The sequence below is a fragment of the Hafnia sp. CBA7124 genome, from assembly GCF_002355555.1.
In the GTDB taxonomy this organism is placed as follows: domain Bacteria; phylum Pseudomonadota; class Gammaproteobacteria; order Enterobacterales; family Enterobacteriaceae; genus Hafnia; species Hafnia alvei.
Map to the genome: position 1 here is coordinate 1,567,098 of NZ_AP017469.1, position 15,608 is coordinate 1,582,705.

General features: G+C 50.8%; 13 protein-coding genes. 3 read left to right on the forward strand and 10 right to left on the reverse strand.

What is annotated here, in order from left to right:
* Positions 1–32: 32 nt before the first annotated feature.
* Complete coding sequence (locus tag CPY98_RS07290; protein WP_025800931.1) at positions 33–353, reverse strand: heavy metal-binding domain-containing protein; 321 nt, start codon at positions 351–353, stop codon at positions 33–35.
* A gap of 47 nt (positions 354–400) precedes the next feature.
* Between CPY98_RS07290 and CPY98_RS07295 the strand changes: the two genes are divergently transcribed.
* Positions 401–1,261: an N-acetylmuramoyl-L-alanine amidase gene (locus CPY98_RS07295; RefSeq protein WP_043492286.1), complete on the forward strand. Its 861-nt coding sequence runs from the start codon at positions 401–403 to the stop codon at positions 1,259–1,261.
* Here the strand turns inward: CPY98_RS07295 and CPY98_RS07300 are convergent.
* From CPY98_RS07300 to CPY98_RS07330, 7 genes are all read right to left on the reverse strand, one after another.
* Positions 1,255–2,274, reverse strand: a complete 1,020-nt coding sequence (locus CPY98_RS07300; protein WP_025800933.1) for an NAD(P)-dependent oxidoreductase — start codon at positions 2,272–2,274, stop codon at positions 1,255–1,257. The two genes, CPY98_RS07295 and CPY98_RS07300, sit on opposite strands and share 7 nt — an antisense overlap.
* A gap of 287 nt (positions 2,275–2,561) precedes the next feature.
* Complete coding sequence (locus CPY98_RS07305) at positions 2,562–4,007, reverse strand: DUF2867 domain-containing protein (RefSeq protein WP_096387031.1); 1,446 nt, start codon at positions 4,005–4,007, stop codon at positions 2,562–2,564.
* A gap of 87 nt (positions 4,008–4,094) precedes the next feature.
* The gene (ltaE, locus tag CPY98_RS07310; protein ID WP_046358728.1) at positions 4,095–5,147 is read right to left on the reverse strand and encodes a low-specificity L-threonine aldolase; all 1,053 of its coding nucleotides are present in this window, start codon (positions 5,145–5,147) and stop codon (positions 4,095–4,097) included.
* Between the two features lie 236 nt (positions 5,148–5,383).
* The gene (gene poxB, locus CPY98_RS07315) at positions 5,384–7,105 is read right to left on the reverse strand and encodes a ubiquinone-dependent pyruvate dehydrogenase (RefSeq protein ID WP_096387037.1); all 1,722 of its coding nucleotides are present in this window, start codon (positions 7,103–7,105) and stop codon (positions 5,384–5,386) included.
* Between the two features lie 258 nt (positions 7,106–7,363).
* Positions 7,364–8,365 (reverse strand): NADH oxidoreductase, encoded by a 1,002-nt coding sequence (hcr, locus tag CPY98_RS07320; protein ID WP_172625173.1) that lies wholly within the window; start codon positions 8,363–8,365, stop codon positions 7,364–7,366.
* A gap of 66 nt (positions 8,366–8,431) precedes the next feature.
* A complete protein-coding gene (gene hcp / locus CPY98_RS07325) occupies positions 8,432–10,084 on the reverse strand; it encodes a hydroxylamine reductase (protein WP_043492296.1) in 1,653 nt (550 codons plus the stop codon).
* A gap of 212 nt (positions 10,085–10,296) precedes the next feature.
* Positions 10,297–11,196: a lysine exporter LysO family protein gene (locus CPY98_RS07330; protein ID WP_025800939.1), complete on the reverse strand. Its 900-nt coding sequence runs from the start codon at positions 11,194–11,196 to the stop codon at positions 10,297–10,299.
* Between the two features lie 223 nt (positions 11,197–11,419).
* Here CPY98_RS07330 and CPY98_RS07335 point away from each other — a divergent pair, with 223 nt between their 5' ends.
* Complete coding sequence (locus CPY98_RS07335; RefSeq protein ID WP_096387040.1) at positions 11,420–13,090, forward strand: ATP-dependent endonuclease; 1,671 nt, start codon at positions 11,420–11,422, stop codon at positions 13,088–13,090.
* Positions 13,091–13,151: 61 nt separating this feature from the next.
* Here CPY98_RS07335 and CPY98_RS07340 read toward each other — a convergent pair whose 3' ends face one another.
* On the reverse strand, positions 13,152–14,102 hold the full coding sequence (locus CPY98_RS07340) for a VirK/YbjX family protein (protein WP_043492303.1): 951 nt from the start codon (positions 14,100–14,102) through the stop codon (positions 13,152–13,154).
* A 360-nt stretch (positions 14,103–14,462) separates the two neighbouring features.
* On the reverse strand, positions 14,463–14,684 hold the full coding sequence (gene cspD / locus CPY98_RS07345; protein WP_025800942.1) for a cold shock-like protein CspD: 222 nt from the start codon (positions 14,682–14,684) through the stop codon (positions 14,463–14,465).
* Positions 14,685–15,269: 585 nt separating this feature from the next.
* On the opposite strand from cspD, the gene clpS reads away from it, so the two are divergent.
* Positions 15,270–15,593, forward strand: a complete 324-nt coding sequence (clpS, locus tag CPY98_RS07350) for an ATP-dependent Clp protease adapter ClpS (RefSeq protein ID WP_004095820.1) — start codon at positions 15,270–15,272, stop codon at positions 15,591–15,593.
* Positions 15,594–15,608: the final 15 nt, after the last annotated feature.

The following is a 15,608-nucleotide window of genomic DNA, read 5'->3' on the forward strand; positions in this document are numbered from 1 at the left end:
AAGGGCTGAGTTATTCAGCCCTTACATATTCATTATTTCACCTTTACCGCGGTACCACTCACGCTAACCATTAACATGCTACCGTCTTTTCCTACGGTTTCGTAATCAATATCAATGCCGACGACCGCGTTGGCGCCGAGCGATTTGGCTTGATCGTTCATTTCAGCAAAGGCTATTTCTCGTGCTTTGCGCAGCTCTTTTTCATAAGCGCCAGAACGACCACCGACAATATCGCGAATGCCCGCGAAGAAATCTTTGAAAATATTGGCGCCGAGGATGGCCTCTCCGGTGACAACGCCGCAGTAGTCAACGATAGTAAGGCCTTCGAGGGATGGAGTTGTGCTATTACGCATGGCATTGTTCCTTTAATATTGAATTACTGAATGATGGAGTTTAAGACATGCCAAAACGGATTGGGTTCGCAGCGATGACAATATTGTTGGCAATTGGCTTAGCTGGTTGCCAAAGCGCGCCGTCGCAGCACCAATTGGTCAATCGAGGTACCTATCTGGTTGAAGATCGTCATCAGGCTCAGGGCGTCGATCAGCGCATCCGGTTTTTAGTGCTGCACTACACGGCGGAAGACTTCCATTCATCGCTAAAAACGCTAACCGATGAACACGTGAGCGCGCATTATCTGGTGCCCGCGCATCCACCTGCGGAGAACGGCAAATACGTGGTGTGGCAGTTAGTGCCGGAATCGCAGCGGGCATGGCATGCGGGAGCCAGTTCTTGGCGCGGACGAACGAGCCTGAATGACACATCGATTGGTATCGAAATCGTGAACAAAGGCTACCAGCAAGGCATGTTAGGCAAAATTTGGGCACCTTATACGCCGCAGCAAATTGAGCTGGTGACCGCCCTAAGTAAAGACATAGTGCAGCGTTACGCAATTGCGCCACAAAACGTGGTGGGGCATATGGATATCGCGCCACAGCGCAAGCTTGATCCGGGGCCGTTGTTTCCGTGGCAACAGTTGGCTGAACAGGGCATTGGCGCATGGCCGGATCAAAACCGGGTAGATTATTATTTGGCGGGCAGGGCGAAAACGACACCGGTCGATGTGTTAACACTACAGAAGAAACTGGCCGCTTATGGCTACGATATCGTGCCCAGCGGCACCAATGATTCAGCGTCGCGCAACGCGATCGCCGCGTTTCAAATGCACTTTAGACCCACCAACTATCAGGGCGAACCGGATGCTGAAACAGAGGCGATGGTTGATGCCCTAATCGAAAAATATGGCAGCGTGGATCAATGACGATCGCGGTTTTGCAGACGGCCATGATCTTTAAGCCAGTGCGCAGTGCGAATAATCCCTTCGTCAATGGAAACAATCGGATGATAGCCTAACTCAAGCTGCGCACGCGTGGTATCGAGCGTCATATCGAAGTTGAGTTTTGCTACGCCATAGTGTGTTAGCGCGGGCTCTTTGGGGCTATTAGCACCAATTTTTTCCATTCCGCGTGCCATCATATCCAGCATAGGATAAGGAATTGAGCGGATTTTACATTTTACGCCCAGCTCGTCGATTAAATGCTGCAACAAGGTGTGCAGATGACGTGGCTGATGGTTTGAAATATTAAACGTTCTGCCCGACGGTGTGCTTTCGATCTGCGTTGCCAACCACATGGCATGCACCGCATTTTCTTCATAGGTCATATCCACTAACGCATCACCGCCGCGCGGCAGCAACAAGGTGCCGTGCTTGCGCATTGCGTTAAGCAAACGCGGGAGTAATACTTTATCGTGTGGGCCAAACAATCCCTGTGGGCGCAGAATGGTGAAGTGTGTTTGTGGATTAGACAGCGCTAGATTTTGAATAACGTCTTCACCCGCCGCTTTGCTACGGGCGTAGTAATTGGCGTAGCGGTTCGGGACAAAATCTTCTTTGATGTCACGATGGTGGCGATAATCAAAATAGACGGCGGGCGAGGAAATATGAATAAAGTTGCGAACTCCGTAGGCGGCGGCCCATTCGCCAAGGCGGCGGGTTGAGCGTACGTTGGCCTTCTCAAAGAGTTCTTCCGAGCCCCACGGGGAGGTAAAACCATCGCAATGCCACAGCGTATCCACATCATTCAGCATGGCCTTGGCCTGTGATGATACGAGATTGGTGAGATCGGCATGAATAAATTCCGCGCCCATTTTTTTCAATAGGTCGCCCATGGCCTGATTTTGTCCAGTAGCGCGAACGCTAATCCCTTTCTGACGTAAAAACTCAACCGCATTACGTCCGAGACCGCTGGTTGCACCGGTCACCAATACTTTCATAACTTATCCGAATCCGCAGTGTGCCTAGGTTAATAGGCGTTTTATGGCTGATGTCAGCCAGCTAGTTCATTGCCCTTACTCAAAGGGAAAGGGCGCTCTCATCGCTAATTTGACCGCTTCTAGCAACAAGGGTGCCATTCTTCCGTGAATTTACTCTACATGCAATCAGATTACGGAGAGAGAGCGTAACAATTGTTTAGTTGCTCACAGGGTACGCGTTTTATAATAGATACGAGCCGTTGCCTCAGCAGGACTTATTATGCCAAGCCATGCTGAGGCAGGGTTAACTATCGCTGCTTATTTTCCCGATCGTAGGCTTCGGCAAGCTTGGTTATTTTTTTGCTCATGCCACGGAAAATAAACAGATGAGCGGGCATCATGGCAAACCAATACAACAGGCCGCTGAATCCTGCGGGATGCCACCACGCACGTACATCCAGAACGCGTTTGTCGCCTTTGTCTTCAATGGTGAAAGTTAGGCGACCAAGGCCGGGGGCTTTCATGCCAAACATCATGGCTAACTGGCGCAGGGGTTTTACCGTAATCACTTTCCAGCCGTCGACCAAATCGCCTAGCGCGAGGGTATCGCCATCAGGCCGACCATAGGCCACTTTGTTGCCGATCATATCGTCCATTCTAGCGCGGATAGCCCAGAGAATATTGGCGTAGAAATAGCCTTCTTTGCCGCCGATTTGCTGAACCACATGCCATAGGGCTTCTGGAGAGGCACTGGTTTCTTGCTCATATCCGGCGTGCTTTGGATAGAAACCGTAGCCCGGCCGCCAGCGTTCGCGGGCTTCAGGATCGTAACCCCAGTCGGCAGAGTTCACGACTTCGGCCTCTTTATCCAACGTGTCTTGTACCGCCTGATCGAATTTGATCAGCGTTTGGGGAATGAGTCGTTCAATGGCGGTGCTGTGCGCGGGAAGATCGTGTTTTAGACCTTCGATCAACGCACGGGAAATCGTGGTGGGAACCGACGTGATCATACTGAGAAAATAGACAGAAACCCAACGCGTTGGGATTGGCAGCGGGATCATCCAACGCTTTTTACCGCTCAAGGCAATGAACCGCTCAAACATCGTTTGATAGCTGATGTATTCAGGGCCGGCGACGTCGAACACGCGGTTGCCGATGGCGGGATGGTTCAGTAACTCGGTGAGATAGGTCAGTAGATTCTCAAGGGCTATCGGCGATGTTTTTGAACGCACCCAGCGTGGCGGCGTGAGGATGGGTAGGTTATAAACCATATCACGCATCACTTCAAAAGCGGCGGAGCCCGGGCCGATGATGATGCTTGCGCGCAGTTCGGTCACCGGAATTCCGCTGGCGCGAAGTGCATCACCGGTTTCTTTGCGTGCCACTAAGTGGCGTGATGACTCGCCGTTGGGCTGAAGGGCGCCGAGAAAAATAATTTGTTTCACGCCTGAATCGCGCAGTGCTTCGCAGGTATTTTGGGCTGCATTAATTTCACCGGTCACGAAATCATGGCTATCACCCATGCCGTGAACCAGATAATAAACGACATCAATATCAGCCACGGCGGCGGGTAGGGTTTCTGGTTTATGAAGATCGACGTACTGACATTCGACGCGTGGCCAAGCCTGTTCACGTAGCCAGTCAATGCGGCGTGCGGCGGCTCTGACTGAATGGCCTTCTTCAACTAATTTTGGGATCAGGTGTTGTCCGATATAGCCGCTGGCACCCAGCACTAAAATCCTTTGTGGGGTCATAGTTAAACCTAAGCAGATGAGAATATATTTTATTATTTTAGGATGACGCCCGCAGCGCTGGGATAAGCGTGCGGGCTATGACTTATGTTAGCCGTAAATAGCTTTGCTGGCTGTGGTGCTGCTCTGAGTATTGATAGATTGTTTAAACTCTTTCCATAAGGAAACCAGTTTCTCCAAATCTGAACGTGAGACGTCGAGATGCGTCACAATACGCGTGACCGGGCCTGCACTCATCAGTACGCCGCGCTCTTTCATCCATCCGCCTAATTGAGCGGCTTCATGCGCAGGGACTTTGAGGAACAGCATGTTAGTTTGTGCTCCTGGCGCCATGACTTCGACCCCAATGGCACTGAGCTCATTCGCCAGCCACTGCGCGTTATCATGGTCTTCTCGCAGACGTTCAACGTTGTTGAGCAACGCATAGCGTGCCGCTTCGGCCAAAATACCGGCCTGACGCATCCCACCACCGACCATTTTACGCCAGCGACGTGCTTGCTTGATGTATTCAGCGCTGCCGCACAAAAGCGAACCAATCGGCGCGCCCAGTCCTTTGGAAAGGCAAATGGTAAGCGTGTCGCAGTACTGTGTCAGCGTCGATAGGGGGACGTTAAGCGCCACCGTGGCATTCATAATACGCGCGCCGTCGACGTGCAGAGCAAGGCCTTTCTCACGCGTGAATACCCATGCCTGTTGCAGATAGTCGAGCGGTAAAACTTTACCGTTATGGGTATTTTCGATGCACAGCAGTTTGGTGCGCGCAAAATGAACATCATCGGGTTTGATAACGCTGGCGACGACGTCGAGCGGCAAAGTGCCATCGGCTGCGGCATCAATGGGCTGTGGCTGGATACTGCCGAGAACCGCAGCGCCACCGGCCTCAAACAGATAGTTATGCGCCTTTTGTCCAACGATATACTCTTCACCACGTTGGCAATGTGTCAGCAGCGCTACCAAATTTGCTTGTGTACCCGTTGGTAAAAACAGTGCGGCTTCTTTACCGGTAAGCTCGGCGGCTTCTTGTTCAAGCAGGTTAACGCTGGGGTCGTCACCATAAACATCATCGCCGACTTCGGCACGAGACATGGCTAAACGCATGGCGTCACTTGGACGGGTAACGGTATCACTACGAAGATCGATCACGTACTGCTCCTTAATCCCTTGGTTTTGCGCTGGCTGACGCTTGGCTTCAACGTGGGGTGTAGATTATTGAGTAGGATTTTTATAAACCTTATTCTTTGTAGCATGCGCGTTTGTAGACTCAAAACTGAAAATGGCAGATAGCGAATGATCTGCGGCAACGACCGCAAATTAGATGAAAAAACGGCGCAGAATTTCTGCGCCGGATGAGTGAGTTCGCAAGAGAAGAACGCGAGGGGTTAGCGCAGCCAGTTGGTTTTGGCTAGTTCCACCACTTCGTCACCGCGACCGTTAATAATGGCGCGTAGCATATAAAGGCTGAAGCCTTTTGCCTGTTCAAATTTGATCTGCGGCGGCATAGCCAGCTCTTGCTTGGCGGTAACCACGTCGACGACGACCGGCCCATCGTGAGCGAAAGCTTCAGCCAGCGCGCTATTTAGCTCAGAGGCTTTTTCTACCCGAATGCCCTTAATCCCTGCGGCGTTCGCAATGGCGGCAAAGTCAGGATTGTGTAAGTCGGTACCATCGGTGAGATAGCCACCGGCCTTCATTTCCATCGCCACAAATCCCAACACGCTATTGTTGAAAATAACAATTTTGACCGGCAATTTTTGCTGAGCCAGCGTGAGGAAATCGCCCATTAGCATGGTAAATCCACCGTCACCGCATAGGGCGATAACCTGACGATCGGGGTGGCTTCCTTGCGCACCTAGGGCCTGTGGCATTGCGTTAGCCATGGAACCATGGTTGAACGATCCCAGCAAACGGCGTTTGCCGTTCATTTTGAGATAGCGCGCAGCCCATACGGTTGGCGTACCGACATCGCAGGTAAAGATGGCATCTTCGCTGGCCAGTTCGCTGATTTGCTGCGCCAAATATTGTGGATGAATCGGCTGGTCGTCGTTGGAGGTCGCCAGTGCATCCAGATCTTTACGCGCCTTGTGGTAGTGCTCTAACGCTTGGTCCAAGAACTGGCGATCGCTGCGAGTTTCAAGCTTAGGCAGCAGCGCTTGGAGCGTTGATTTCACATCGCCGAGCAACGGTAAATTGACGGCGCAGTGCGAACCGATGCTGGCCGCATTGGTATCCACCTGCACGATGGTGGCGTTAGTTGGATAAAACGCACGGTACGGGAACTGGGTGCCGAGCAAAATCAGGGTATCGGCGTTCATCATGGCATGGTAGCCCGAGGAGAAGCCGATAAGACCCGTCATCCCAACGTCATACGGATTATCCCATTCCACGTGCTCTTTACCGCGCAGCGCATGAACAATCGGCGCTTTTATCTTTTCCGCAAGTTGGATCAGCTCGTCATGGGCACCTTCACAGCCGCTGCCGCACAGCAGGGTGATTTTTTTGCCGCTTTCCAGAATGTTTTTAAAGGCTTCCAGCTCGCTTTCCGGTGGTAAAACGCGAGGCAGCAAAGGCGTGTGCCAAACGGGGTTGGCATCTTCCGGTGCGGGACGCAGTGCAACATCACCCGGTAGCACAATGACCGAAACGCCTTTCTTGAGAATGGCCTGACGCATTGCCACTTCAAGCGCTTGAGGGAGCTGTTCTGGGTTGGAAATGAGTTCACAGTAATGGCTGCATTCACGAAACAGCTCTTGTGGATGTGTTTCTTGAAAATAGCCGCTGCCGATTTCGCTGGAAGGGATGTGCGCCGCGATGGCGAGTACCGGAACGTGGTTGCGGTGACAATCAAACAGGCCATTGATTAGATGAAGGTTGCCTGGCCCACAGGACCCCGCGCAGACAGCGAGCTGTCCGGTAAGCTGTGCTTCGGCACCGGCGGCAAAAGCCGCGACTTCTTCATGGCGTGTGCCAATCCAACGTATGGTTCCCATTCTTAATAGGCTATCGCTAAGGCCGTTTAAGGAGTCGCCGGTGACGCCCCAAATACGTTTTACGCCAGCCTGATCGAGTGTTTTAGCGACTAGGGTTGCAACAGTTTGCTTCATGAACACCTCCCTTGAATGAATTCAGGTAGCTCGCTCATTGATGCTTTCAGTGAGCGAGTGAAAGTCACGGCGCTGTCGGCAATGCCGAGTGCATTGTCTGCCATCGAGAAGACCACTATACATTTTGTATTATTAATATTGTAGAAATGTTATAGCAATGAGGCATTACTGAAAGGTATTGGAAGGGAGGATGGGGCGAAATAAGCGGGTCATCGGTGGATAAAAAAACAGGACGACCCGACTGATTAGGCAAAACCGTTAGGCAATAACGACATCACTATTTAGCTGGCAAGAGCAGGCAAGTACATACCCTTGCGCGATTTCGTCCGGCGTCAGCGTCATGGTGCTGCTGGTGGTGTAATCGCCGCTAAGAATGCGGGTTTTACAGCAACCACAAACCCCTGCACGGCAGGCCGCCTGAATAGGAAGCTTGTTTTGTTCCATCGCAAACAGCAGCGTTGCGCCCACCGGTGCATGATAGGTATGCAACGGCGTATTGGTGGTGAGCTTGAGCGTTGCACCATCGGCATCGTTATCGGCTACCACTTGGAACTGTTCTTGATAGAAGTTTTGCGCTGGAACGCCCAGATCGAGCGCGAGTTGTTTGACCGCTTTCATGTAAGGCGCAGGGCCACAGGTCATCACGGTGCGGCTAGCAATATCAGGGCAAATCTGTTCCAGCGTTTCACGCGTAATTCTACCGGTCAAAAACTCTGTGGTAGCCTCGCTTTCAGCCATGAGCGTTAGCTTCAGCTGTGAATAACGTGCATCAAGATCGCGCCACTCATTGGCAAAAATCACGTCGCGTGGGGTTCGCACATTGAAAATAACCTGCACATGGGCTTCTGGACGATTCGCCAATAGCCAGCGGGTCATGGACATAATCGGCGTCACACCACAGCCAGCGGCCAGCATCAGGTAGCGATCGGCGGGGGCATTGGCGCAGGTGAATTCGCCTTGCGCATCGGACAGCCACAGCTGTTGCCCCGGATGAACTTCCTGTGTCAGCCAGCGCGAGCCTTCGCCGTCGGGCAAGCAACGCACGCTGATCGTAATGAATTTACTTTGCCCCGGAGACGAAGACAGCGTGTAAGCGCGCAGCGTTTCTTCGCTATCACGAATGCTCACCAGCGCATATTGCCCCGGATGATAACGGTAGAAATCGTGGCAAATAAGAGAAATTGTCCAGACGTCCGGCGTTTCCTGATGAATGGAATGCACCTGCATCTGATTAGGGCAGAGGGGAGTTGGCATTGTCATCATGTTTTCTCAATTCGAAAGCCGCAGACCCGAAGGGCTGCGGCTTTAAGGTGACATCAAGTGCGATTACGCGCCCAGAATTTCGGTCATATCTGCTTCAACCGTGGAGATGGAACGCATGCCGAATTTTTCATTCAGAATGGCCAGCAGGTTGTCGGTCAAGAAGCCCGGAGCCGTTGGGCCGGTGTAGATATTCTTCACACCCAGAGACAGTAGGGTCAGCAGGATCACGATAGCTTTCTGTTCAAACCAAGACAGAACCAAGCTCAGTGGCAAATCGTTCACGCCACAGCCTAATGTTTCAGCCAGTTTCACTGCTAACATGATTGCGCCGTAGGCATCGTTACACTGACCGACGTCCAGCAAGCGTGGCAAGCCTTCCAGAGTACCGAAGTCCAGCTTGTTGAAACGATATTTACCGCAGGCTAAGGTCAAGATCAGGCAATCTTGAGGCACGGCGCGGGCGAAATCGGTGAAGTAGCTACGTTCAGCGCGGCTACCGTCACAGCCACCCACCAAGAAGACGTGGCGCAGTTTTTTCTGTGACACTAAGTCGATGACGGTATCTGCTGCGTTCAGCAAGGTCTGGCGACCAAAACCGACGGTGATCATGTGTTCGATTTCGTTGTATGGGAAGCCTTCGCACACTTGAGCCTGAGCGATGATCTGGCTGAAATCGTCACCTTCTAAATGACGCGCACCTGGCCAGCCAACGATGCTACGGGTCCAAATACGGTCAGTGTAGTTACCGACGTTAGGATCGATGATGCAGTTAGAGGTCATCAAAATTGGGCCAGGGAACTTGGCAAATTCGGTTTGCTGGTTCTGCCAGCCGCTGCCGTAGTTACCCACCAAATGCTTGAATTTTTTCAGTTCAGGGTAGCCGTGTGCAGGTAACATTTCACCGTGGGTATAGACGTTTACGCCAGTCCCTTCGGTTTGTTCCAGCAGCATACGCAGGTCTTTCAGGTCATGGCCTGAAATCAGAATGGCTTTGCCTGCAACAGGGCGAACGTTAACGGAGGTTGGCGTTGGATGACCGTAAGCGTCGGTTTCACCTTTGTCCAGAATCGCCATCACGTTGAAGTTCATTTTGCCAATGCCCATGGCATTATTCAGCAGTGTATCAACGTCGCGTGGCTGAGTACCTAACCATGCCATATAGGCGTGGAATTCAGCATAAATATCATCGCTGTACTGGCCGAGAACGTGGGCGTGTTCCATATAGGCCGCCGCACCTTTCAAACCATACAGGTTTAGCATGCGCAGGCCGTGAACGTCGTCGCCGATTTCTGCTTTATCGTTGTTGAGCGCGAATTCTTCAGCCTGTTTGCGCAGCGTGGCAAGGTCTGAACCCGCCAGCTGTAAATCAGCTAATGGATGATCAACCTGTGCGTTCGCGTCAACCGCGCGGCAGGCCATCATCAGCGCATCGCGCATTTCCAACGCTTCACGGGCATAACCGACGATACGTTCTGAATCGAAGTTAACGTTAGTCAGCGTAGAGAAGAAGGCGCGAGGCACGAAGTTATCAATATTGTGGTCGATAATGCCCAGCTCGCGTGCTTTCAGTGCCCATGCAGACAGGCCTTGTAATGCTGCAACCAGCAGATCTTGTAGGTCAGACGTTTCAGCAGTTTTGCCACACATACCTTGGGCGAAAGAACAGCCATTACCCGCAGGCGTTCGGATGGTTTGTTCACATTGGACACAGTACATTCTGGGCTTCCTTTTAAAGTTGCATTTATTATGCTTGTTTTAAGAGTAGTCCCGTCCAGTGAGGTAAAAAAGGAATTTTTGAGGCAACCTTAGCTTTGTTTGATATAGCGCAAATTAAGTTGTAAGTGAGAATTATTCAGAGGAAAAAGACTAAAACTTTTTAGGTATGTCATGAGGTTATTGACCCCATGACATACTTTTTAAGGCGGGAATTATGAGGAGAAAACGGCCATCAGAACCGGAGCGATCAGGCTTAAGGCAAAGCCATGAACGATGGCGGCAGGCACTAATTCTAAGCCACCGCTGCGTTGTAGAACCGGCAGCGTGAAGTCCATAGATGTTGCGCCGCACAGGCCCAACGCGGATGAGCGGCTGCGCTGTACCAGCGTGGGGATCATCATAATGGCAAATAATTCACGCGCCAGATCGTTAAAGAAGGCCGCGCTGCCGATCACCGGGCCAAACGCATCGGTCATCATGATCCCTGAAAGGGAGTACCAGCCGTAGGCAGACGCAATGGCTAAACCTGTTTTAATGGGTAGTCCCAGCAACAGGGCCGCGATGGCACCGCCGACCAACGCGCTCACACACACCAGCACGGCGATAATCATGCCGCGGCGGTTAAGAATGATTTGTTTGAGTGACATGCCGCTATTACGCAGCTGCAACCCGACCAGCAACAGCAGGAAGATCAGCGCATATTCACTGCCGTGAGAAGCGTAACTGAGCCATGACCACTGCGTTAAACCGAGCGCAAAACCACCCACCACTACGCCGCACAGCTTGAGCGATTCCAGCGCCATGTGCAGACGGGAAGGGAGTTCTTCCTGTTTATGGGGTACAACCCAAGGGCGCTTTTTTTCCAGTAGCAGTAACGCAATAAGATTGGCCACGATGATGCAAATAAAGAATACCGAAGCATACTGAAAAATAAGCCACAGGTTCTCGCTGAGGTTATCGAGAAAGGCGAGGCTGATGCCCATAAAAAACAGAATAACGTAAACCATCCAGCTAAGCAGACGGTTGATTAATACCACTAAGCTCTTTTGGCGTAGAGGGATTAGGTAGCCGAGCAGAAGCGGCACCAAGATAATGAGCAGTCCCGAGTACATGGAAAACCTAAATTGCGGAGAATAATGGCGATACGCTACCCAAAAGGGTTTGGTGAGTAAAGCGTGGCAGAGGAATTGATAAAACAAGCCGAATGGTTTGGCGTTTTACTCTCCACGAACTGAATAGGCAGAAGAAAATCGGGCATCACATCTCAGTGAGTGCTTGACCAGACAGCGTTTTTTTTTCATTCTCAGATGAATGCATCCGTAAGGGAGAGTAGCAATGTATCTAGAACGGATCGAAATTGTCGGATTCAGAGGGATAAATCGCCTCTCTTTGACGCTGGATGAGAATACGGTTCTTATCGGCGAAAATGCGTGGGGCAAATCGAGCCTTTTGGATGCGCTGACGCTGTGTCTTTCACCTAACGCCGATCTCTATCACTTCGAATCGCAAGATTTTTATTTTCCTCCCGGTGATGAAGGCGCAAAAGAGCGCTATCTACAAATTATCTTTGTATTTTGTGAGTCGGATGTAGGGCACCACAACGCGCCCCGTTATCGACCCCTGTCGTCGCTATGGCAAAATGGGGACGACCGTTTTCAACGCATCTATTTTCGTCAGGAAGGCGAGTTGTGTGACGATGGCACGGTGTGTACGTGGCGTTCTTTTCTCGATCAAAATGGCGAGCCGCTTCAACTACATCACGTCGATAAACTGGCGCGTGAGGTTGTTCGGTTACATCCGGTGCTACGCCTGCGTGATGCGCGCTTTATTCGCCGACTGCGTCCGAACGTATTAGCAGAACGCCAGATCCCCGATCAGGCGGAAGTGGCCCAACAGCTTGACGATCTGACGCGTGAAATGGTGCGTAACCCGCAGAAGCTGAGCAACAGCGAACTGCGTCAGGGCTTGAATGCCATGCAGTTGCTGCTGGAACACTATTTTGCTGAACAGGGGCAACAGCCGCAGAACTCGCGCCGTCGAAAGCGTCATAGCGACGAAGTACACGGGCGTCAGGCATGGCGTTCGCTCGAAAATATGAATCAAATGGTGGCTGAATCCGGTAGCCGAAATATGCGGTTGATTTTACTTGGGCTGTTTTCAACGCTATTGCAGGCTAAAGGTGCGATCACGCTCGATCCTCATGCGCGTCCGCTGCTGCTGGTGGAAGATCCTGAAACTCGCCTGCATCCCATTATGCTGTCGGTGGCGTGGGGGCTGCTCAATCAGCTGCCGCTGCAAAAAATCACCACTACCAACTCGGGCGAATTGCTTTCACTGGTGCCGGTTGATCGCGTATGTCGTTTGGTGCGCCAGTCAAACCGCGTGGCAACCTATCGTATTGGCCCGCAGGGGATGTCACCTGAAGATAGCCGGCGGATTGCCTTCCACATTCGATTTAATCGGGCATCGACACTGTTTGCTCGTTGCTGGCTGTTGGTTGAGGGTGAAACGGAGGTTTGGTTGCTCAATGAGCTCGCTCGCCAGTGCGGCTACCATTTCGAAACGGAAGGGATCAAAGTTATCGAGTTTGCCCAGTGCGGTATTCGTCCGCTGGTGAAATTCGCACGGCATATGGGACTTGAGTGGCATGTACTGGTGGACGGCGACGATGCGGGGCGTAAGTATGCCGCTGCGGTACGTGCGTTGACCGAGCATGCTAAGGAGAACGAACGCGATCGTCTGACCGCGCTACCTGCGCCGGATATGGAGCATTACATGTACCGTGAGGGGTTTGCGTCGGTGTATCACGATATCGCAGGCCTACCGAGCAACGTACCGCTGTCAGCGCGTAAGGTGATCACCAAAGCGATACACCGCTCATCTAAACCCGACTTAGCTATTTCTGTGGCGGCACAGGCTGAAGTTTGGGGCAGAGATTCTGTGCCTGCGCTTATCAAAGGGATGTTTTCACGAGTGATTTGGTTGGCACGCGGTAAGGCAGAGTAGCTAAGGCAGAGTAACAAGATAGCCGCCATTCGTATTCAGAATGGCGGATTCTGTGTGAGATTTAGCGACTCAATGCCGCGTGAGCGGCGGATTCCAGATCGTCCAGCAACTGGTAACGGCGACGATATTCTGCCCGTTTTTTGCTGGCGATTTCTTCCAACGATTTTCGGGCAATCGTTAGTGGCAGGCGGAAATAACCTTCCTGCGTTGTTTCTGCGCCGATTGAGAGCCAGAAGCTGTCGTAGTCTGACATCATCTTGCTGCTTTTCTTTTTGTTGTAGCGCCAGTTTTTATAGATATGGGTGTCATTGCCCACGGCTAATATCTGTTCGCATCCCACGCTGTTGGCAAATAAGCAAAGTGCCTGCATCAAAAGGCGTTTAGGAAATAAACCATGGCATTCTTTAGTAGCGGTTTGAATAAGCTCATGCGGGACCGAACGTTTTGGCCCTTGTAATCCACCGACGAACAGCGTTTTTTTACCTAAATAGGTGAGCAAGGTAAAGGTGCATTCAGAAAGCATGGTGCCTTCATCGTTATAAAATAATAACGACAGCTCGCCTTCCTTATTCAGACTATCAATTGGGCTGATCCCGATACGGAATAGCTGGCCGTTTTTGCCTGTCATTTCACACAGATAATAGGGTTTGGCATTATATATTTTACGCAAAATGCTCTGCGGCAACGCGTCATCCATCATCTGGTAGTGTTCGCCAATGGCTTTGACGGCATCTTGGCGCTTGAAGTGAACATTCAGATAGGGATGATGAAGCTTACACGGCAGGCGTGGCTGGGCTAAAAGCACGTCCTGACAGCTAGGGATAGCCGCAATGTTTTCCAGCAGCTTTATCGTTGTGACTGGGGCTAGCAACGTTCTGAGCGCAAATTTCACGCGGTAATTTTTCGCATGCCAAAGACGCCCCGGCTTTAAGTCTCCTTTTACGAGAGAATTAAAGAGTTGGAAACCCGTCATGGATGAATCTGCTGTGCGTTCGACGCTGATTTGAGACATACGATATACCTGATAGAACGTTGCTGTATTTAATTTCTAGCAAGTAGTTAAACAGGCTAAACCTCAACGGCAATTAAATCGGCGAGCTAGGTGAACGTATTTTAAATAATTATTTGATTGTCGTTGATGATTTATTTAGTGAATGAGTGAGTTGAGCGGCCAAATAACTATTGGTGTTAATTATTAGACGGTTAATTAATCATAAGCGGAAGGAGAGCGGGTTGCCCTTGAAAAAAAAGGAAACGCCACTATCTAACAAGGAGGAAGATAGCGTATTGCCATGATGATAAGTGCTATAAAACAATGCCAGCGCGGGGCTGGCATGGAGCAAAAGTGGTTCCTTCGTTTGCGGAGGGGACGTTAGGCTGTCATCTCTACTTCGATGGGAACGATGGCGTTGGCGTGGTTGCCCTTAGGGCCTTCTTGCACATTAAATTGGACCTGTTGCCCAGCCTTCAGTGTGCGGTAACCTTCCATCTGAATTGAAGAATAGTGAGCAAAAATGTCTTCGCCGCCATTCACAGGACAGATAAAGCCAAAACCTTTAGCATTATTGAACCATTTAACAGTACCCGTCTCCATGCTTATACAACCCTCGCCATGCTGTGATAAGAGATTTGCACGATTAACCCAGAGTCATCGGCAAAGCTCGCTATGTATGTTATGAGATAAGATTGATGCCCTTCATTCTTCGAACCGTGGGTCTTGGTTGATGCGAAACCTCGGTTGAGTGCGAGGGCAGATACAGGACGTGTTCTTAACATGTTCGATTAACGCACCCACAAGCGGTGCTGAACAGCTTAGGAACACCCCCTACGGGTGCCGAAAAGATCTGTTAATCAAGCGATTAATATCTTCAGTTTGAAACAGAGGCTTATCGGTCGAAACGGCATCGATTTGTATGAATCGTCACCAGCTTACAAATTTACACTCTAGTGTATGCCGCTAGTTCGTCAAGCAATGGCTATTTTTAACACAGTGCATTGTGATGAAAGTTTGAAGCAGATAACGCTATTTAGATGAATCGGGCGAAATTTAATCACTTAATGCAACGCAAATAACACAACTGTGAAGATTTGTGTCACAGTTAAGTCACTAGCAAGAAAGACATGTAGTTATGCGATCGTAGTCTGTATCGCATGATTGTTAACAGAGAATGGGCAGGACATGGCAAACCAAAACGACTGGCTGAATTTCGAACAATTAGCCGACAGCAAACAAATCGATGAGGTAAAACCGCCGTCAATGTATAAAGTTATACTTAACAATGACGATTACACACCGATGGAATTTGTGATTGACGTCCTGCAAAAGTTTTTTTCATATGATATTGAACGTGCAACGCAGTTGATGCTTACTGTGCATTATAAAGGAAAAGCGATTTGCGGTGTTTTCACCGCTGAGGTGGCGGAAACAAAAGTCGCTCACGTCAATCGGTATGCGCGGGAGAACGAGCATCCACTGTTGTGTACGTTAGAAAAGGCCGGTTAACGGCCGCTTAAATGG